We start from the raw sequence: 18,697 nt of genomic DNA, 5'->3' as shown, positions 1-18,697 counted from the left end.
GTCATTACGCGTCCCGCGCCCTGCGGGGCGACAATCCATCTCCCTCCGAACCGGCCGGAACCGCGAGTCCTGATCCATCCCATGGCTGACAGCGCATCGCCCGACACCGTCTATCCGGAGTTCCCCGGCATCCGCCTGGGCGACACCGTCCACCGCGCCGCCAAGCGCTTCTTCATCGGCACCCACCGCACGGCGACGCCGGAAGAGACGCTGGCCCGCATCTCGCCCCATTTCGCCCGCTGCGGCATCACGCGGCTGGCCGACGTGACCGGGCTGGACCGTCTGGGCATCCACACCGTCATCGGGCACCGGCCAAACAGCCCGACCCTGTCGGGCAGTGCCGGCAAGGGTTTCAGCCTCGCTGCAGCGACAGTCTCTGCCGCGATGGAGGCGATCGAGTTCCACCATGCCGAGCATCTGCGCCTGCCGCATGTCGAGGCGGCGTGGAACGACCTGCCGGCCGATGGACGCATCCCGCTGGACCGCTTGCCGGGAACCAAGCACGGCTCCTTCCGTCCCGACCGGCCGGAGATCTGGACCTGGGGCTGGGACCTGATGAGCGGGCGGCCGGTCGCCGCTCCCTGGACCTCGGTCGGGCTGCACAGCATGCCGCCGGGGACCAAGCCGGGGGCCCGCAGCTTCTACGCCATGGGCACCAACGGTCTGGCCAGCGGCAACCACATCCTGGAGGCGGTCGCCGCCGGCCTCTACGAGGTGATCGAGCGCGACTCCGTGGCCTGCTGGCGCTATGCCGGCGATCGGCTCAACTGGCCGACGCCGCGGGTCAATCTGGAGAGCATCGACGCGCCGACCGTGCGCGACCTGCTGCACCGGTTCGAGCAGGCCGGCATCCGTCCGCTGCTGTTCGACGTCACGACGGACCTGGGCGTGCCGAGCTACATGGCAATCGTCTATGACCGCGAGATGCGCAAGACCGGCATGAACCGCGGCTATGGCAGCCATCTGGAGCCGGCCGTTGCCATGTGCCGCGCCCTGACCGAGGCGGTGCAGTCGCGGCTGGTCCTGATCGCCGGTTCGCGCGACGACTTCTTCCGCCGCGACCTGGTCCGCAATCAGAATGCCGACGGCAATGCCGAGATCGCGGCGCTGGAGGCGACGCCGATCAACACCGACGGGCGGCGTCACCGGAACCATGCCACCCCGACTTTCGAAGGCGACATCACCGTTCTGCTGACCGTCCTGCACCGCGCCGGGATCGAGCAGGCGCTCGTCTTCGACCTTACCCTGCCGGAGATCGGCATTCCGGTGGTGCGGATTCTGGTGCCGGGGCTGGAAGGCTACCAGTTCGACTTCTACACTCCGGGTGCCCGGCCGCTGGCTTTCGCGGACGCTCTGAAGGCACATGCGTCTCAAGCGCAAATGGGATCGGTCGCATGAAGATCTGTGTGTTCCTGGGCCCCACCATGCCGGTGGAGGATGCCCGCGCGATTCTGCCGGATGCGGTGTTCCTGCCCCCGGCGGCGCAGGCCGACATCATCAGCGCCATGACCATCCACCGGCCGGACGTGATCGCCCTGATCGACGGGGTGTTCGGTCAGTCGCTGTCGGTCTGGCACAAGGAGATCCTCTATGCCCTGCACAAGGGCGTGGCGGTCTATGGCGCGTCCAGCATGGGCGCCTTGCGGGCGGCCGAATGCCATCCCTTCGGCATGGTGCCGGTCGGCGAAGTCGCACGCGGCTATGTCGACGGCCGGCTGACCGGCGACGACGAGGTGGCGCTGGCCCATGCCGGTCCGGAAGACGGCTGGTTCCCGCTGTCGGAGCCGCTGGTGAACCTGCGTGCCAGCATGGCGGCGGCACTGGCTGCCGGGGCGGCGGACCGGGCCCTGCACGACCGGGTGATCGCCGCGGCCAAGGGGCTGTACTTCACAGAACGCACCCGCGACCGCATCTTCGCCGAAGCCGGACTGGGCGCGGAGGAAACGGACCGGCTGGAGCGCTTCCTGGAAAGCGGCGGAATCGACCAGAAGCGCCGCGATGCGGAGGTTCTGCTCAGCCATCTCGGCAGCCTCATCATGCCGCCGCGGCCGGCGCCGTTCGACTTCAACGCGTCCCATTATTTCGATGTCCTGTACGAGCGCGACCGCCGCGTCTGCCACGGCGGCAACACGGTCCCGCTGTCGGAGATCGCCTCCCACGCCGCCTTGCACCGGCCGGACTTTGCGGAAATCAACAACGCCGCACTCGGCCGCCTGCTGATCCGCCAGTTCGCGGAGGTGATGGGCGTCACGGTGGACGAGGCGGCGGTGCGGACGGAAACCCGGCGTTTCTGCGCCATGCGCGGACTCGTGGGGGCGGAGGCGCTGGCCGACTGGTGCCGCCGCAACGACCTGACCGATGACGAGTTCAGCGAACTGATGACCGAGCTGGCCATCGAACGGGCGATGCGGCTCTGGCTGGTCCCGCGCCGATTCCTGGCGCGGACGACGAAGCCGGTGCTGAACGAGCTGCGCCTGCGCGGACTCTACGAATCCACCGCGGAAGAGGCGGCGCTGGTCGAGCGCGTGATGGAGCTGCATTTCGGCGACGCCAGCCGCCAGCCCAAGGAAACGGTGGAGCAACTGCTGGCCGAGCATGTTGCCAGCACCGCCTGCCGGGTTGATGCGCCGGCCGACGTCTGGTCGTATGAATATGGCTTCAAGGACCTGCTGGACCTGCGCATCGACCTGATGCGGGCCAAGCAGGTGCGCGATCTGTTCCGCCAGCTGGCGGTGGAGGCGGAAGCGGCGCTCGTCCAGGCGGCGGCGCAGGAGCCTGCTGGAGAGGCGATGCCGGAAGAGGAGATGCAGACGTGACGAACGCTGAGGTGACCATCCGCGTGCCGACCCCGTTGCGCGGCTTCGTCGGCGGGCACGATCAGGTGACGGTGCCGGGCGCCACGGTGCGCGAGGCGCTGGCGGCTTTGACCGCCGGGCAGGATGCCTTCCGCGACCGGCTGTTCACCGCGGAGGGCGACCTGCGCCGGTTCGTGAATGTCTATCTCGGCCGCGACGATGTCCGGCGGCTGGGCGGGCTGGAAGCGGCCTTGCCGGCCGGCGCCACCCTGACCCTGATGGTCGCCCTGGCTGGCGGTTGAGGAGCCTCGCGTCATGAGCCTGAAGGACCGGCGCCTCGCCGAATTGCGCGCCCGCATCGCAGAAGTCGCCGTCGCTGACGCGCTGGCCCTGCAACGGGACGGTGCCCTGCTGGTCGATGTCCGCGAGGATGAGGAGACGGCGACGGGCAGCCCGGCCGGTGCGCTGCGCCTGCCGCGCGGCTTCCTTGAGTTGCGGATCGAGGAGAAGGCGCCCGATCCGGCGCGTCCTCTGCTGCTGATGTGTGCCGGCGGCACCCGGTCGCTGTTCGCGGCGGAGGATCTGCTGCGGCTGGGCTATCGGGACGTGCGGTCGGTCTCCGGCGGCTTTTCCGCCTGGAAGGCCAGCGGCCTGCCGGTGGAGGTGCCGCCGCAGCTCGATGCCGCCCAGCGCGAGCGCTACCGCCGCCACCTGACCATGCCGGAGGTGGGGGAGGCCGGACAGCACAGGCTGCTGCGCAGCCGTGTCGCCCTGATCGGCGCCGGCGGGCTGGGCTCGCCCATCGCGCTGTACCTCGCCGCCGCCGGGGTCGGACGCCTGACCCTGATCGACGACGACCGGGTCGAGCGCAGCAATCTTCAGCGCCAGATCCTGCATGCCGAAAGCCGGCTGGGCCAGCGCAAGGTGGAGAGCGGCCGCAGCACCCTGCTCGATCTGAACCCGACGATCGAGGTGGTGTCGCACGACACGCGGCTGGAAGCGGCCAATGTGCTGGAGCTGTTGGCCGGGCACGATGTGGTGGTCGATGGCTCGGACAATCTGCCGACACGCTATCTGGTCAACGATGCCTGCCTGCGGCTGGGCGTGCCGAACGTCTATGGCGCCATCTTCCGCTTTGAAGGGCAGGTGTCGGTGTTCGGCGGAGCGGCACCGGGCGTGCGCCCCTGTTACCGCTGCCTCTTCCCTGAACCGCCGCCGGCCGAATATGCGCCGTCCTGCGCCGAAGCCGGTGTGCTGGGCGTGCTGCCCGGCGTGATCGGCACCATCATGGCGGCAGAGACGATCAAGCTGCTGCTCGGCCTCGGCGAACCGCTGGCCGGCCGGCTGCTGCTCTATGACGGCCTGCGTGGCGAGTTCAACGAGATCGCGGTTCCGGTCGATCCGGATTGCCCGTCCTGTTCGGCCGGGGCGCACCCGGAATTGAGCGACATCGCGGCAGTGTGCGCGGGGTGATGGAGAGAGGCGGCGTGCTCCCTGTCCGGCAATCGGGCCGGCCCTTAATCAGCCCTGGGGTCGGCCCGGCGGGGGTCGGCTCCGGGGTCGCCGGGAGCGGGGCTGGGCGTTAAGCGGCCGTCTTCTGGACGATGACGCTCTGGACCAGCTTCTTCAGGGCAACGAAATCGACGGGCTTGGTCACCAGTTCGGTCGCACCGATGTCCAAGGCGCGGCGGCGGTTTTCGGAGTCGCCATAGGCGGTGACCATGATCACCGGAACATGCGGTGCTTCCGCACGAAGACACCGCAGGAAGTCGAGTCCACTCATCCCAGGCATATTGATATCGCTGAGGACAAGAACAGCTTCCGGTTGCAGGCCGGTGTTCAAGCTTTTGAGTGCCTCTTCGCCAGACGCGGCGAAATGAAGCACCAGTTCACCACGGCGCAATTCTGCGCGAAAACGCTGGCGAAACGAATCCTCGATATCCGGTTCGTCATCGACGACGAGGATTCCCAGGGTCATGTCTTTCGGCGCTCCCCTAGCGACATGGCCGTCACGGTTCGTGGCAGCGTGATCGTAAACTCGGCATGCTCGTTTTCGATGCTGGATACGTCGAAACGGCCCCTGTGTTGATGTACCACGATGTCATAGCTGAGTGAAAGTCCTAAGCCCGTTCCTTCTCCGGTAGGCTTCGTGGTGAAAAACGGAGTGAAAAGCTTTTCGATCACTGCGGTAGTCATGCCGATGCCATTGTCGCGAATTCTTATGGAAACGTCCCCTCCTCTCGTTTCGGTTGTTATTGTCAGTGCCGGTACGTAGGCAGGATCGCCGCAGGTCAGCTGTTTTTTGCGGACCGCGTAAAAGCTGTTCGTGAACAAATTAACCAGCACACGCGAGATGTCCTGTGGAACCAGCTTCACTTCACCCACCGCCGCGTCGAATCGGCAGTCCAGAGTCGCGTTGAAGCTGCGGTCCTGGGCGCGCACGGCGTGGTAGGACAGGGCCACGGCCTCTTCCACCAAGGCGTTCAGGTCGGTGGTTTGCCATTCGCCGCCGCCGCCGCGAGAATGGGCCAGCATGCTCTTGACGATGTTGTCGGCGCGCCGGCCATGGTCGGCGATCTTGCGCAGGTTGCTTTGCAGGCTGTCGACCAGTTCATCCACGTCGGTGCGGGTCGCTCCCTCCAGATGGTCGTTCAGCGGCTCCAGCAGTTCCAGCAGCTCGTCCAGCAGTTCGCCCGACAGCTCGGCGAAGTTGTTGACGAAGTTCAGCGGGTTTTTCAGCTCGTGGGCGATGCCGGCGGTCAGCTGGCCGAGCGAGGCCATCTTCTCCTGGACGATCAGCTGCTGCTGGGTCTCGCGCAGCTCCTTCAGGATTGCCTCGGCCCGCTCCTTGGCTTGGCGAAGCTCATCCTCGATGCGCTTGCGGTCGGTGATGTCGTGGTGGGTGATCACATAGCCGCCGTCCGCCCGGGGAGCCGTGCGGATGTCCAGGATGCGGCCGTTCGAGGGAACCTGGCGTTCGGAATTGATGACGCCCTTGACCAGGAAGCGGGTGCACAGCTCCGCCACCGTCTCCTCGCAGGGGACATCGCCGTAATCGCCGCGCCGGTGGTTGTAATGGAGGGTCTCGGCAACCGGGGTGCCGGGAGGGAACATGCCGGGGGGATAGTCCCACAGCCGGAAATACTCGCTGTTAGCGCCCTCCAGCCGCAAGCTGCGATCCAGCATCAGCACGCCGTTGGGCATGGCGTCGATGGCCGCCTGCAACAGTTGCCCCTGATGCGGGATCTCGGCATTGGCCGCCTGGGGGCGCATCTGGGTCAGCATCTCCATCACCGCGGGCGCGCCGCCCCAGTCCACCGGTTCGAGCAGCTGGTCGAACCACTGGATGCTGGTGTCGGCCCGGTGGCGCTTGATGCGGCGGGCCAGCGGCTGGATCGGGCCCTGCTGGCAGTGGGCATAGGCGTTGCGCTCCGCCAGCCGGGCGTCCTCCGGGATCAGCGCCATGATGTCGGACAGGGCCATCACCTCCCCGACCAATTCGTAGCCCAGCAGGCGGGCAAGCGTGCCGCTGCAATGAAGGATCACGCCGTCCCGGTGGACGATCAGGCCCGGCATCGCCGCGACCAGCTGGTCGTGATAGTTCTGCGCCCGGTCCAGCGAGGCCACGACCGACTCCTCCGGGGAGTAGGACGACAGCGGGGGCAGGGCTCGCAGCAGATCGGCTTTGTCGTCCATGAGTGGGTCCCGAAGATGTCGTCCGCAGGGCTCTGTCACTGATCCGGAAGGGTCAGGGGGCGTCCAGTGGCAGCCGCAGGATCACACAGGTTCCGCGGCCGACCTCGCTGTCGATATCGATCTCCCCGCCAAGCTTGCCGGTGACGAGATTGAACACGGCATACAGCCCCAACCCCATGCTGCCGGCGCCGCGGCGGGTGGTGGTGAAGGGCTGGAACAACCGCGGCTGGATGTCGGCGGGGATGCCCCGGCCGTTGTCGGACACGCGCAGCTCCACCCGCTCGTCGCCCATCATCCGGACCGAAACCGTGACCTGTCCCGGACGGCGGATGCTGTCCTCCGGCTGCTCGCTCTCGCTCGCACCGAAGCCGACGGGGACGGGCGCCGCCTCGAAGGCATGGGCGAAGGCGTTGGTCAGCAGGGCCAGCAGCACCTCGGTCAGCGCACCGGGATAGGTGTCGAGCGCCAGCCCGTCCGGACATTCCAGCACCAGCTCATGCCCGGCGGCGGCCGGCTGCACCTGCACCGCCAGCACGATGTCCGACAGGTAGTCGCGCAGGCCGACACGGCTGCGCGGCGAACTGGCCTTGCCCTCCGTCACCAGCTTCAGGCTCTGGATCAGGGCGGCGGCGCGTTCGATGTTGGCGACCAGCAGGGTGGAGACCTCGCTGGCGGTGCCGACATAATCCTGGAAGTCGCTCTTGCGCAGCTGTCCGCCGTTGAAGGTCATGATGATCCCCTCCGACGCCGTCTGCAAATGGGTGGCGGCGGTCAGGGCGATGCCGACGGGGGTGTTGATCTCGTGCGCGACCGCGGCGATCAGCTGGGCGATCACCGCCATCTTCTCCGCCCGGATCAGGTCGGACTGCATGCGCTCCAGGTCGGCGAGCGCCTGCTCGGCCGAATCCTTGGCCCGGCGCAGCGCTTCCGCCTGAACCTTGCGTTCGGTGATGTCGTAGAGCCAGACGATGAAGACCGGCTGGTTCTCGTAGCTGGTGCGATCGACGGACATCGCCATCCACACCGTGCGCCCGTCTTCGCGCACGTAATGGATCTCGTCCGAAACCGATAAGGCGTCCATCCCGGATGCCCGGTTCGGCAGCCGTTCCTGGACATGGCGGAACAGGGTGGGGGCGCAATGGTGCTGGAGCGTGTCGGCGGGGACGCCGAACAGGTCGGTGCAGCGCTGGTTGCAATAGACCAGATCGCCGGCTTCGGTGATGATGGCGACACCGATCGGGCTGCCGTCCAGGACCCGGCGCATGCGGGCGGCCTGGGCGCGCGACGCCGCCTCCGCCGTGCGGGTTTCCTGAAGCGCGTCGCGCAGGCGGCGCACGGACTGACAGGCCTCCAGCGTCTTGTGGATGGTGGCTTCCAGATCGGCGAAGTCGATGGGCTTGATGATGAAGTCGAAGGCGCCGCGGTTCATCGCCGCGCGCACGTTGCCAAGGTCGCCATAGGCCGACACCATGACGGCGCGGATGTCGGAATTCACCTGCGGCAGATGATCCAGCAGGGTCAGCCCGTCCATGCCGGGCATGTTGATGTCGCTCAGCACCATGTCGATGTCGGGCCGGGCGCGCAGGGTCGCCAGCGCCTCCTGCCCGTCATGGGCGAACAGGAATTCCAGTTCGCCGGTCCGGACGGCGCGGCGGAAGCGCTGCAAGATCAGCGTTTGGACGTCCCGCTCGTCGTCGACAACCAGTATCTTGCCCATCCCGCCTTCCTACCGCCAACCCGCCGGACAGGCGGGCCGTTCCGTCGGAGCCGCGTCATACGCCGATCCGTGGGCCCCACCATAAGCGTGCATCGCCCGAACGGGAAGGGCCGTGGCGTATGGCACCCCATCGGTTGTATGCCGCCATGGGCGCATGGCTGGGCCGGACCGCAAGCGGAAATCCCCTGATCCATATGGAACGTACATGCCGGAAAGGATAGCACGGGATTGCAGCACGGCCAGACGATTGTAAACGATTAGAGTCTAATCAATCTTTCGAATCATGACCGGCGGCTCTCCGGCGCCCTGGCCGGACGGGGAAACCGCCAGCGGCAAAGTGAACCAGAACGACGCCCCGGTGGCAAACTCGGCGACCGGTCCGTCCCGCGCGTCCTCCACCCCGATCCGGCCGCCCAGATGCTCGACGATCCGCTTGGCGATGGCCAGCCCCAGCCCGGTGCCGGCCGGCTTGCCGGTCAGCGCGTCGCCGGATTGGCGGAAGCGGTCGAACACCAGGTCACGGTCCTTCGCCGGCACGCCGGGGCCGCTGTCGATCACCGCCACCCGCAGGACCCCGTCCGCCAGCCGGGCGACCAGCTGGGTCCGGCCGCCGGGTGGGGTGAATTTGGCGGCGTTGGACAGCAGATTGACCACGACCTGGATCACCCGGTCCACATCGCCGCGCACCGGTGGCAGCCGTTCCGGGATGTCGACCGACAGGGCGATGCCGCGCTCGCGGAACAGCGCCTCCGTGGCGGCGACCGCCTCCGCCAAGGCCTGTCCGGCATCGATGGTCCCAATTCGCCAGTCCAGCGCACCGGCCTCGATCTTCGCCATGTCCAGCACCTGGTTGATCAGGCGGGTCAGCCGCTCGCTCTCCTTGATGATGACGGCCAGGAATTCCTGCCGCTGCTCGGAGTCCAGCTCGGGGTCGTCGTGCAGGATCTCGCTCAGCGCCCGGATCGAGGTCAGCGGCGTGCGCAGTTCGTGGGTGACGGTGGACAGGAAGTCGTCCTTCAGCCGGTCCAGCTCGGTCAGCCGCTCGTTGGCGGCGCGCAGCGCGTCGGTGGCTCGTTCCAGTTCCGCCGTCTTGCGTTCCAGCGCGCGGCTGTGGGCGATGACGTCGCTGGTCTCGTCCAGCATGCGCAGAAGCTCCGCCGCCTCCACGGCACCTGCCGAGACGGAGGAGGCCAGGGCGACGCGGGCCGATGCTCCGCCGATGGCGCCGGCCAGCAGCCGTTCGGCCAGCCGCAGCCGGTCCGGTCCGGCCGGCTCGTCCGGATCGGCGCCGTCGAAGGCACGCCCGGCACGCTGTGGACCGAGGAAGCGGGCGACCACGCGGGTGAGATCGCCGACGCTGGCCGCACTGCGCCAGTCCGGCGGCGCCTCCCGCCGTGGTGTCGCGACATCCGGGGCGGAGTGGAAGACATCGACGAACGCCGTGGCCTGCACCCGCTCCGCCGCACCCTGCCGGTCGAACAGCGACAGGCCGACATAGGCGCCGATGTTGGCGAGCGCGGTCCAGAACAGCGAATGGGCCAGCGAGTCCCAACCTTCGAGCCCGAACAGCGCGTAAGGCCGCAGGGCGGCGATTCCCCACGGCCCCTCGGTGATGAAGCCGGACGGCAACCAGCCCGAACGCGCGAAGCTGGGCAGCAGCAGGGTATAGGCCCAGACCAGCGCGCCCGCCGCCACGCCACCGATGGCGCCACGCCGGGTCGCTCCCCGCCAGTAAAGGCCGCCGATCAGTGCCGGGGCGAACTGTGCCACCGCGGCGAAGGAAATCAGCCCGATCGACACCAGAGCGTAGGCCGAGCCCGCCAGCCGGAAATAGCCGTAGCCGAACAGCAGGATCGCCACGATGGCGATGCGCCGCACCGCCAGGAGGAGCGGTGCCAGATCGGCTGAGCGTGCCAGCGCCCGCGGCCGGGTGCGCAGCAGGATCGGCATCACCAGGTCGTTGCACAGCATGGTGGACAGCGCCACCGTCTCGACCACGATCATCCCCGCCGCCGCCGACAGCCCGCCCAGGAAGGCCAGCAGCGCCAGCCAACCCGCACCGCCGTTCAGGGGGAGGGCGACCATGAACAGATCCGGGTCCATCCCTCCGCCGAACGTCAGCAGGCCGGACAGCGTCACCGGCAAAACGAACAGGTTGATCAGCAGGAGATAGAGCGGGAACAGCCAGATCGCCCTGTCGAGATGGCGTTCGTCCGTCGATTCGATGACCATCACCTGGAACTGGCGCGGCAGGCACAGCATCGCCGCGGCGGACAGGATGGTGGTGGCGACCCAGGCGCCCCATGGACCGCCGCCGGACGCGGCATGCCCAAGCGCCGCCTCGCTGCCCATCAGGCGGGCGAGGTCCGGGCGGGCGGCCGCTGCGGCGAACAGGCTGTCTAGCCCGCCGTGCAGGCCCCAGACCACGAAGATGCCGACCGCCAGGAAGGCGACCAGCTTCACCAGCGATTCGAGCGCGATGGCGGCGACCATGCCCGGATGATGCTCCGCCGCGTCGATCTGGCGGGCACCGAAGACGATGGCGAACAGCGCCATCACCGCCGCTATGAGAAAACCCTGGTCGAGGAATGGCTCGGTGGGTGCGCCCAGCCCGCCACCGGTCAGCGCGTCGAAGCTGACGGCGACCGCCTTGAGCTGCAAAGCGATGTAGGGGGTTACACCCACCGTGGCTGTCAATGCCACCAGACCGCCCAGCAAGGGGCTGTGGCCGTAGCGGCTGGCGAGGAAGTCGGCGATGGAGGTGATGCGCTGCGCCTTAGCGATGCGCAGGATCTTGCGCAACAGCAGCGGCGCCAGCAGCATCAGCAGGGTAGGGCCGAGATAGACCGGCAGGAACCCGATGCCCAGTGTCGCCGCCCGCCCGACCGACCCGTAGAAGGTCCAGGTGGTACAATAGACCCCGAGCGACAGGGCGAAGACGGTGGGCGAGGCGATGACGCTACGCCCCGCCGCTTCCCGCCGGTCGGCCCAATGGGCGATGGCGAACAGGGCGGAGAGATAGACCAGCGCGGCGATCAGGACGGCAGCCCAATCCAGCCCGGCCTCCATGCCGCCCTCCTAGCGTGCCCGGCCGGCGAGTGCCGCCAGCGCGATCACCGCCGCCCAGATGCCGAAGACCCAGCCATACAGTATCGGCACCCTCAGGATCGTTCCCTTCACACTGAACAGGCCGAGAAGCGGTGGGCTGAACAGGGCGGCCGCCAGCAGGAACAGGCCGATCATCCGGTCGCGGTACCGGGCGGAGCCCGGCTCATGGCCCGGCATCGGCTCGGGCGCGCTCAAAAGGCGCGCTCCCGTGCGGCAAGTTCGACCAGAATGTTGGCCCCGCGGATGGCATCGTCCAGCGTCCGCACCTCGCGCTCGCGCAACATCTCGATCATCCGTAGGAACACCGCGGCGGTGACCAAGCTGTCGCCCAGCGCGGTGTGGCGGTCCACCACCTCGATGCCCAGCCGTTCGGCGATGCCGTCCAGCGTGTGGTCGCCGTCATTGCCCAGCAGCATGCGCGACAGCAGCATGGTGTCGAGAACCGGACAGTCGAAGGCCACCCCGGCCGCCCGTTCTTTCATCTTCAGGAATTTCAGGTCGAAGGCGGCATTGTGCGCCACCAGCACCGCACCGGAAACGAAACCGCGGAACTGCGGCAGCACGGCGTCGATGGTCGGCTTGCCCGCCACCATCCCGTCGGTGATGCCGTGGAAGGGGACCGATTCCGGCGGGATCGGCCGTTTCGGATCGACCAGCGTGTTGAAGGTCTCGCCGGTCAGGATGCGCCCGCCGACGACGCGGACGGCGGCGATCTGGATGATCTCGTCGCCGGTGCTGGGCGACAAGCCGGTGGTCTCGGTGTCGAACACCACGTAATGCAACCGGTCCAGCGGCGTGCGGCCAAGCTCGCTGGTCGCCAGCGGTTGGTGCAGCAGCCCGAAATCGAAGAATTCCGGCCGGGCGCCGGCCTTCGGCCGCGGCTGGACGGTGCGCGGCGACTGCGCCGGCGGCAACGGCACGCGCAACCGGGCGCGGGCGGTATCGCGGGCGGTATCTGGGGCGCTGTCGGTGGACAGCGGCTCGCTCCAGGCGGTGCTGCGGTGGTGCTGCAAGACGTCGCCGGCGCTGAGGCCGCCCAGACCGTCGGGCAGGGTCTGGTCCAGCCAGCCGTCCAGCGTGGCGCTGGACACAGGCGGCCCCTGCCAGACGAGGTCGAGATAGACCCAGCGGTCGCCGTCCTGCGGGCCGGCAGCCTCAAGATCGAAGGCGGTGGCGCCGGTCAGCGCCTGCACCCGCCCGATCAGATAGGCGAACAGCAGGACGAGGCTGTGGCTGTCGCCATGCACCCATTGCGGCAGACCGGTCAGCGTCACCGTGGTCGCGGACTCGGCCCCCACCCGGTGGGCGACAAGGGTGATCAGGTTGTTGGAATGGATGTCGCTCATCGGCCAGCTGCCGGTGACGACATTGCGGTAGGCGTTGGTCACCCGCTCCAGCCTTTGCGACAGGCTGTCGCAGGAGTCCAGCATCGCGCTTTCGAAGGCGGCGCGCTCGCCGGGTCCGAGGTCGGGTGCGTCGTACAGCGTCTCCACCGCCGCCCGCAGATTGGCGATGGGCGCACGGAACCCTTCCGTCGCCTCGCGCAGCAGGGAGTCGCGCTGGCCCAGCGCCGCCAGTTCGCTGGTGGCGTCTGACAGGGTCAGAACGTAGCCGGTTATGACAGGGCCGGTTATGGTCGGCGGCTCGTCCGACGCCGGGTCGGGATCCTGCAGGATGGCACTCATCCGCCCTTCCAGCAGGATGCGGCCGTCGGTGGTGGCGCCGACGAACTGGGCGGTGGTCCCATGCTCGTGGTTGACGTGCCGTCCCTCGCGCACCCGCAGGGTCAACCGCTCCAGCGTGTGGGTCACCGGCTCCGCGACCACGAAGTGCAGCAGCGAGCGGCCCAGCCCAAGCTCGCCCGTCAGATGCAGGATGTCGAGGGCGGTCTGGTTGTAGAGCAGGATCTGGTGCCGGGTGTTGCAGACCAGGACACCTTCGTGCAGATCGCGCAGCACGGCGGCGAGCTGCGTCTTCTGTTCTTCCGCCTTGGCGGTGGAGTCGGCGACGGTGCGGGCGATGTCGCGGCGGACCTGGGCCATCTTGTCCGACAGATCGTTCACCGCGCGGGCGATGGGCAGCAGGTCGCCATAGCGGGCCAGCGGCACCCGGCCGCCGACCGCCGCCTCGGCATTGCCGTGGGCGATCAGCCCAGCCTCGCGGCTCAGGGTCTCCGCGGCGCGCAGCAGATAGCGGTCGACCGCCAGCCACAGCCCCCAAACCGCGGCGGCGCAAGCCGCCGTCATGACCACGGCGTAGGTCAGCAACGGGTCCGATGCGTCCGACCCGCGCACCGCCGCCGCCAGCCCGACCGCCACCACCACCAGACCGATGCCGACGGCGCGGAAGGCCAGCGGGATCATTCGGCGGGGCAGGCGGGCGGGCGGAGGAACGCCGCCGCTCTTCCGGTCCGGGCATGGTCCATCCAGTGCCGGGGCGGTCATGGTGCCGGCTCCGCGCTGCCGGTCGCGGTCAGGCCCAGATGGCGGCGGACGGTGGTCAGCAGGTCGCGGGTGGAGAAGGGCTTGGTGATGTAGTCGGTGGCGCCCAGCGCCAGCCCCTTCTGCCGTTCGACGTCGCGGCTTCGCGCCGTCAGCATGATGATCGGCAGCGTCTTCCAGGCCGGGTTGGTCCGCAGGGTCTGGCAGACGTCGAAGCCGTCGCGCTTCGGCATCATCGCGTCGAGCAGGATCAGGTCGGGGGTGAAGGTCTCCACCGAGCGCAGCGCTTCGTCCCCGTCGCGGGCGATGCGCACGTCGAACCCGGCGCGCTGCATGAGAACCTGGAGCGACAGGACGATGCTGGGCTCGTCGTCGACAACCAGGATGGTCGGCTTCATGGCGGGGCGTCCTCCGGTGCGCCGGTCTTATGCCGGCTTCCCAATTTGCGGCCGGGGCAATGCATTCGTGCCCTGGAATGTCCATGGTACGAGCAAAGACAAGCGGGGATCAAGCGGCACTCCCGGCTCCCCCGACCAAAGAACGGGGTGAAGCCGGAAAGAAAAAGCCCGACCGCGACCAAATGTCGCCGCCGGGCTTTCGTTTCAATGACACGATGTCGCAGGGGCAAAAACCGGCCGGCGCCCGTCGCCGGCCCGGGATCAGCGCGTCGACACGACGACGGGGTTGAGCCCCATCTTCGATTTCAACTGCTCGGCCTCCCGCTTGGCGGCGGCCGGATCGGGGTAGCCGCCGACGCGCACCGCGCGCCAGGACCGGTTCGAACCGTCGGTCCAGTCCACCGTGTAGGCCTGGAACCCGTTGCCCTGAAGCCGCTGGACCAGCGAATCGGCGTTCCCCGTCACCGAGAAGCTGCCGACCTGCACGGTGTAGCGTCCGGCCGGCGCCTGGGCGGCAGGGGTGGGCGGAGCGGCGGCCTTGGCGGCCTGCTTGGGCTCGCCGTTGCCGGGCGACGCGGCGGGCGGGGTGGCGGGGGCCGCCGGTGTCGCGGCGGGCGGACGCTTTGCCGGCTCCTTGGGCGGCGCCAGCATCGCCTGCAACGATCCGGTGTCCGCCGGAGCGTCCTGCTTCGGCGACTCCGGCTTCTGGACCGCGGGAGCGCTTTCCATCGGGGCCGCAGCGCGCGGCTTCGGAGCCGCGGCGGGGGCGGTGGCCGGGACGGACGGTGGCTCCGGCACTTTCAGGACCGGGGGCGGGCTGGTTGGCAAAGCGGCGACCGGCGGCGGCGGGGCGGCGGCGGGCGTCTGTGCCGGCGCGGACTGCACCGGAGGAGCCTGCGTCGCGGCGGTCGGCGAGGTGGTGGGCGTCGGGGTGGTGGCAGGTGTCGGCAGGCTTCCGGTCGCGTTCGACGCGGCGCCGGGTGCCGGGTTAGCAGGCGTCTGGTTGGCAGGGGCGCGGGTGATGGCGGGGGCCGGCACCATCGGCGCCCCGCTGTTGGCGGCCGTCGTCACCGGCGCCGGATCGCCCGAGCCGAAATAGACCACGCCGACGGCAATGCCGCCGGCAGCGACCAGGGCCATCGCGATCTTGCCCAGCGGCAGGCGGCTGCGGGCTGCCGGCTCCTCCTCCTCATACTCCACGTCGTCATCCTGCGGGTCGGCCCGCAGATCTTCGTTCAAGGCGCGAAGCAGCTTGGCGATGTCCTCGTTCTCCGGCGGCGGAGTGTCGGAAGGTTTGCCGTTGGCCTTCATCTCGTCCTTGAAAGTCGGTGTCGTCAGGGTTGGAGCCTGCCGGTACGGTGGCTTGAGCGTCACGGTCGACCTGCGCTTGCCCGTCATGGCGGGCCGGCTGAAAGCAGAAAAAGGGGCCTTCCGGGCGCCGGGACCGCGGAACACGGACCGGCTGCGGAAAGCCCCTTCTCTTTATCGTATTTTGCCGCCCCTTCAAACCGCCATGCGGTCGCGCCCGGCAGTCGGGCGGCACAAAAGAAGAGACCTCAGCCCTGATGCGGCCGGGTCGGATCGACCGGCTGGGCGGTGGTCGTGGTGGTGGCGGTCGGCGCCGGCTGAGGTGCGGCCGGCTGTGCCGGGGCCGGGTTGATCGCGGCCGGAGGAGCCTGGGCCGGCGTCTGGGCGGTGGTGGTCGCGGCAGGCGGCTGGGCCTCGTCCTCGTCCTTCAGTCCGGCCTTGAAGGCCTTCACGCCCTTGGCGATGTCGCCCATCACGTTGGGCAGCTTGCCGGCGCCGAACAGGAGAAGCACGATGACCAGAACGATCAACCAGTGCCAGATGCTGAAACTGCCCATCGATCAATACCTCTGAAAAACGGTCGGAATGGATGTCGTCGCGGTCGCCACCAATGTGAGTGCCCCTTCCGCGCCGCACAAGAGGGGCAAGGCCGGGAGTCGTGACAAAGCTGGTGCCGTCAGGCTGCCGGGCCGCTTTCCGCCGGCTCATCCGGCAGCTGGTGGCGCATGATCAGCGGTGCCTGGAAAGCGCTGAACAGCAGGGTCAGCGGCATGATGCCGAACACCTTGAAATTGACCCACGTGTCGGTGGCGAAGTTCCGCCACACCACCTCGTTGAGCACGGCCAGCAGCAGGAAGAACCACGCCCAGCGAATGCCCAGCGTTCGCCACCCGTCGTCCGAAAGGTTCAGAACCGTGCCCAGCAGGCGCTTCATCACGTTGCGCCGCGTCATGTGGGCGACGAACAGGACGATGGCGAACAGCAGGTTGACCAGGGTTGGCTTGATCTTGATGAACAGGTCGTCCTGAAGCCACAGAGTCAGGCCGCCGAACAGCAGCACGAATCCGGCGCCGACCACCGGCATGATCGGGATGCGCCGTTCCAGCCGCCAGGACACCGCGAGCGCGATGGTGATGGCGACCATGAAGACCGCGGTGCCGGTCATGATGCCGGCCTGTGAATTGGCAACGAAGAAGGCGGCGAGCGGGCCGGCCTCGATCGCCAGGCGTGCGAACTGGTTCATGGTCCCTGACATAGCCCGAACCGGTCGCCCATGAAAGGGGCGAATGTTGACGCACGAGACATTCGGGAGCCCACACCCGCCCGTGAAAAGGAAAATGTGGCGGTGACATCGCTCGGTCCCCGACGCCGGAACGCGAGCGGGGCTTTTCTCGCGTCGAGTGTTTCGCTAACTCTTTCGTCATCCGCCGAACGGCGGGGGACCGGACGAAGGGCAGGGGACCATGGAAGCCGCCGAGGTGAAGGACCTGATCGACGAAGCCCATGAGCGGGAACGGGCCATGCACCGCCCCGCGGGACACCACCATGCCGAAGAGAATGACGAGGGCGGGCATGGGGTGAAGATGTCCACCGCCATCTACATCTCCGTCCTGGCGGCGGTGCTCGCCATCGTCAGCGTCGCCGGTTCCAATGCAGGCAAGGAGCTGATGGCCAGCGCAATCGAGGCGTCGGACAGCTTCGCCTATTACCAGTCCAAGACCCAGCGCCAGATCAGCCTGCGCTTGGCCGCCGACGAACTGGAACTGCTGTCCGCCGGCATGCCGGCCGATGCCCAGGCCAAAGCCTTGCAGCGCTCCACCGAATACCGCCAGTCGGCTGACCGGATGGAGGCTGACGAGGGCAAGAACAGCCGCAAGGATCTGTTGAACAAGGCCAAGGCGGCGGAGGTGCGGCGCGACCATGCCGCGGCGCAGGACCCCTATTTCGACTTCGCCGAGGGCATGTTGCAACTGGCCATCGTGCTGGCATCGGTCTTCGCCATCACCAACCGCGGCTTCATCCTGTGGGCCAGCCGCGGTTTGGCGGCGGCCGGCGTGCTGATGGCGGTGGACGGCTTCACCCTGATCCTGCCGCTGCCCTTCCTCTGATCCCTCAGAACTGGGCCGACAGACGCAGGGAGCCGTAGTTGGTCAGCGATTTCTGGCCTTGGAACTCCGGCGTCTGCAGGGTCTGGGCGTAGGTCAGGCCGTAGCGGCCGTAGCGCAGGGTCAGGCCGGCCTGCATGCTGCCGACCAGCGGGTGCTTGGCGACCGAGCGGCTTTCGCGGAAGCTGTTGCCGTCCAGGAAGATATTGCGGGCCACCGCCCGGCCCTCGGCGCTGGCATAGACGTACCAGGAAAAGCGCCCCGGCCGTTCGGAGTAAGGATTGTCCTGGTAGGGGATGCTGGAGGTCGGGCGCGTCACCAGCGCACCGACCGGCGGCGGCATGTTTCCGCCGAGCCGGACGGTGGCCCCCGTCGCGGCGAAGGTCAGCACGTTGCCGACACTAGCGGCGACATGGGGGCTGAAATCCCATTCCAGCGGGCCGAGACTGTTGGGCTTCTCGTCGCGCCAGACATGCTCATAGCTCAGCACGACACCCGGCTCGTCGCGCAGCTGGTAGTTCCAGCCCTCCGGATAGGTGGCACCGTCGACGATCTTGTGGACCGTCTTCTGCGTCTGCTCCGCCAGCGAAGCCGGACCGACCATGCCGAGGTCGAGGTCGATGCGGTCTACCGCCCGCGGCGCCTCGTTCAGCACCGACACGCGGCCATAGAGCCAACCGGCATAGGGCCGGTCCTTGGGGTTTGGGTTGCGGGCGGTCAGGTCGCTCGGCGTGTAGATGTTCTGGCCGAAGGCGAAGCCGTAGCGCCGCACGCCGCCCGGTTCGATCCAGGGCACAAGGTTGGCCAGCCAGTCGATGTTGCCGTAGGTCGGCCGGGCCCCGGAGAAGTAATAGAACTGGAACCCGTTCGTGTAATAGCGGTCGGTCCCGCCGCCGAACAGGTCGTTGTCGATCCAGAACCCGATGGCCGGGCCGGAGGTCGCCGGTTCGTCGCCGGGGGGAGGGGTGGTTTCCTGCGCGGTGGCCGACGACATCGCTGCCGATGCAGTCAGCAACAGGGTTGCAAATGCTGCGGCCAAAGTGGGGCCGCTCTTCGTCACCATTCCCGCACGCTCCATCCGTTTCGCGAGATAACGGATGGAGGGGAGCTGTGTTGCGCTGCGGTGCGG

At 68.2% G+C, this 18,697-nt stretch carries 16 protein-coding genes; 5 read left to right on the top strand and 11 right to left on the bottom strand.

What is annotated here, in order from left to right:
- The first annotated feature begins 81 nt into the window (after positions 1 to 81).
- From ACWPN3_RS20220 to moeB, 4 genes are read left to right on the top strand one after another with little or no spacing between them, the layout of a single operon-like run.
- Positions 82 to 1,398: a YcaO-like family protein gene (locus ACWPN3_RS20220; RefSeq protein ID WP_109096639.1), complete on the top strand. Its 1,317-nt coding sequence runs from the start codon at positions 82 to 84 to the stop codon at positions 1,396 to 1,398.
- On the top strand, positions 1,395 to 2,816 hold the full coding sequence (locus ACWPN3_RS20215; protein WP_492240939.1) for a TfuA-like protein: 1,422 nt from the start codon (positions 1,395 to 1,397) through the stop codon (positions 2,814 to 2,816). Before ACWPN3_RS20220 ends, ACWPN3_RS20215 begins: the two co-directional genes overlap by 4 nt.
- On the top strand, positions 2,813 to 3,097 hold the full coding sequence (locus ACWPN3_RS20210; RefSeq protein WP_247872849.1) for a MoaD/ThiS family protein: 285 nt from the start codon (positions 2,813 to 2,815) through the stop codon (positions 3,095 to 3,097). The genes ACWPN3_RS20215 and ACWPN3_RS20210 overlap by 4 nt, the downstream gene beginning before the upstream one ends.
- 13 nt (positions 3,098 to 3,110) lie before the next feature.
- A complete protein-coding gene (gene moeB / locus ACWPN3_RS20205) occupies positions 3,111 to 4,268 on the top strand; it encodes a molybdopterin-synthase adenylyltransferase MoeB (protein ID WP_492240938.1) in 1,158 nt (385 codons plus the stop codon).
- Positions 4,269 to 4,377: 109 nt separating this feature from the next.
- Here moeB and ACWPN3_RS20200 read toward each other — a convergent pair whose 3' ends face one another.
- The 10 genes from ACWPN3_RS20200 to ACWPN3_RS20155 all read right to left on the bottom strand — a co-directional run bounded on the left by ACWPN3_RS20200 (position 4,378) and on the right by ACWPN3_RS20155 (position 16,706).
- Complete coding sequence (locus ACWPN3_RS20200) at positions 4,378 to 4,773, bottom strand: response regulator (protein ID WP_492261705.1); 396 nt, start codon at positions 4,771 to 4,773, stop codon at positions 4,378 to 4,380.
- Positions 4,770 to 6,491 (bottom strand): PAS-domain containing protein, encoded by a 1,722-nt coding sequence (locus ACWPN3_RS20195; RefSeq protein ID WP_492261704.1) that lies wholly within the window; start codon positions 6,489 to 6,491, stop codon positions 4,770 to 4,772. Before ACWPN3_RS20195 ends, ACWPN3_RS20200 begins: the two co-directional genes overlap by 4 nt.
- 52 nt (positions 6,492 to 6,543) lie before the next feature.
- Positions 6,544 to 8,208, bottom strand: coding sequence for a PAS domain-containing sensor histidine kinase (locus ACWPN3_RS20190; RefSeq protein WP_492240936.1), 1,665 nt, complete (start codon positions 8,206 to 8,208; stop codon positions 6,544 to 6,546).
- A gap of 264 nt (positions 8,209 to 8,472) precedes the next feature.
- A complete protein-coding gene (locus tag ACWPN3_RS20185; RefSeq protein ID WP_492261703.1) occupies positions 8,473 to 11,277 on the bottom strand; it encodes an ATP-binding protein in 2,805 nt (934 codons plus the stop codon).
- A gap of 9 nt (positions 11,278 to 11,286) precedes the next feature.
- Positions 11,287 to 11,511, bottom strand: coding sequence for a hypothetical protein (locus tag ACWPN3_RS20180; protein WP_492240934.1), 225 nt, complete (start codon positions 11,509 to 11,511; stop codon positions 11,287 to 11,289).
- Positions 11,508 to 13,760, bottom strand: a complete 2,253-nt coding sequence (locus ACWPN3_RS20175) for a 3'-5' exonuclease (protein WP_492240933.1) — start codon at positions 13,758 to 13,760, stop codon at positions 11,508 to 11,510. Before ACWPN3_RS20175 ends, ACWPN3_RS20180 begins: the two co-directional genes overlap by 4 nt.
- Complete coding sequence (locus ACWPN3_RS20170) at positions 13,757 to 14,155, bottom strand: response regulator transcription factor (protein ID WP_109096647.1); 399 nt, start codon at positions 14,153 to 14,155, stop codon at positions 13,757 to 13,759. Before ACWPN3_RS20170 ends, ACWPN3_RS20175 begins: the two co-directional genes overlap by 4 nt.
- A 261-nt stretch (positions 14,156 to 14,416) precedes the next feature.
- Positions 14,417 to 15,529, bottom strand: a complete 1,113-nt coding sequence (locus tag ACWPN3_RS20165; protein ID WP_492240932.1) for an SPOR domain-containing protein — start codon at positions 15,527 to 15,529, stop codon at positions 14,417 to 14,419.
- A 182-nt stretch (positions 15,530 to 15,711) separates the two neighbouring features.
- Positions 15,712 to 16,020: a twin-arginine translocase TatA/TatE family subunit gene (locus tag ACWPN3_RS20160; protein WP_109096649.1), complete on the bottom strand. Its 309-nt coding sequence runs from the start codon at positions 16,018 to 16,020 to the stop codon at positions 15,712 to 15,714.
- Positions 16,021 to 16,139: 119 nt separating this feature from the next.
- A complete protein-coding gene (locus ACWPN3_RS20155) occupies positions 16,140 to 16,706 on the bottom strand; it encodes a septation protein A (protein WP_109047266.1) in 567 nt (188 codons plus the stop codon).
- A 220-nt stretch (positions 16,707 to 16,926) separates the two neighbouring features.
- Here ACWPN3_RS20155 and ACWPN3_RS20150 point away from each other — a divergent pair, with 220 nt between their 5' ends.
- Complete coding sequence (locus ACWPN3_RS20150; protein WP_492240931.1) at positions 16,927 to 17,571, top strand: DUF4337 domain-containing protein; 645 nt, start codon at positions 16,927 to 16,929, stop codon at positions 17,569 to 17,571.
- Between the two features lie 4 nt (positions 17,572 to 17,575).
- Here ACWPN3_RS20150 and ACWPN3_RS20145 read toward each other — a convergent pair whose 3' ends face one another.
- A complete protein-coding gene (locus tag ACWPN3_RS20145) occupies positions 17,576 to 18,631 on the bottom strand; it encodes a lipid A deacylase LpxR family protein (protein WP_109096651.1) in 1,056 nt (351 codons plus the stop codon).
- Positions 18,632 to 18,697: the final 66 nt, after the last annotated feature.

It is taken from the genome of Azospirillum sp. UENF 111221, assembly GCF_058780625.1.
This window is presented reverse-complemented; position numbering and strand designations above follow the sequence as displayed.

What these genes read in the sequence shown, in the direction of transcription:
- ACWPN3_RS20220 (WP_109096639.1), top strand. Translation starts at nt 82, where the DNA reads ATGGCTGACAGCGCATCGCCCGACACCGTCTATCCGGAGTTCCCCGGC.
- ACWPN3_RS20215 (WP_492240939.1), top strand. Translation starts at nt 1,395, where the DNA reads ATGAAGATCTGTGTGTTCCTGGGCCCCACCATGCCGGTGGAGGATGCC.
- moeB (WP_492240938.1), top strand. Translation starts at nt 3,111, where the DNA reads ATGAGCCTGAAGGACCGGCGCCTCGCCGAATTGCGCGCCCGCATCGCA.
- ACWPN3_RS20200 (WP_492261705.1), bottom strand. Translation starts at nt 4,773, where the DNA reads ATGACCCTGGGAATCCTCGTCGTCGATGACGAACCGGATATCGAGGAT.
- ACWPN3_RS20195 (WP_492261704.1), bottom strand. Translation starts at nt 6,491, where the DNA reads ATGGACGACAAAGCCGATCTGCTGCGAGCCCTGCCCCCGCTGTCGTCC.
- ACWPN3_RS20190 (WP_492240936.1), bottom strand. Translation starts at nt 8,208, where the DNA reads ATGGGCAAGATACTGGTTGTCGACGACGAGCGGGACGTCCAAACGCTG.
- ACWPN3_RS20185 (WP_492261703.1), bottom strand. Translation starts at nt 11,277, where the DNA reads ATGGAGGCCGGGCTGGATTGGGCTGCCGTCCTGATCGCCGCGCTGGTC.
- ACWPN3_RS20175 (WP_492240933.1), bottom strand. Translation starts at nt 13,760, where the DNA reads ATGACCGCCCCGGCACTGGATGGACCATGCCCGGACCGGAAGAGCGGC.
- ACWPN3_RS20170 (WP_109096647.1), bottom strand. Translation starts at nt 14,155, where the DNA reads ATGAAGCCGACCATCCTGGTTGTCGACGACGAGCCCAGCATCGTCCTG.
- ACWPN3_RS20160 (WP_109096649.1), bottom strand. Translation starts at nt 16,020, where the DNA reads ATGGGCAGTTTCAGCATCTGGCACTGGTTGATCGTTCTGGTCATCGTG.
- ACWPN3_RS20155 (WP_109047266.1), bottom strand. Translation starts at nt 16,706, where the DNA reads ATGAACCAGTTCGCACGCCTGGCGATCGAGGCCGGCCCGCTCGCCGCC.
- ACWPN3_RS20150 (WP_492240931.1), top strand. Translation starts at nt 16,927, where the DNA reads ATGGAAGCCGCCGAGGTGAAGGACCTGATCGACGAAGCCCATGAGCGG.
- ACWPN3_RS20145 (WP_109096651.1), bottom strand. Translation starts at nt 18,631, where the DNA reads ATGGTGACGAAGAGCGGCCCCACTTTGGCCGCAGCATTTGCAACCCTG.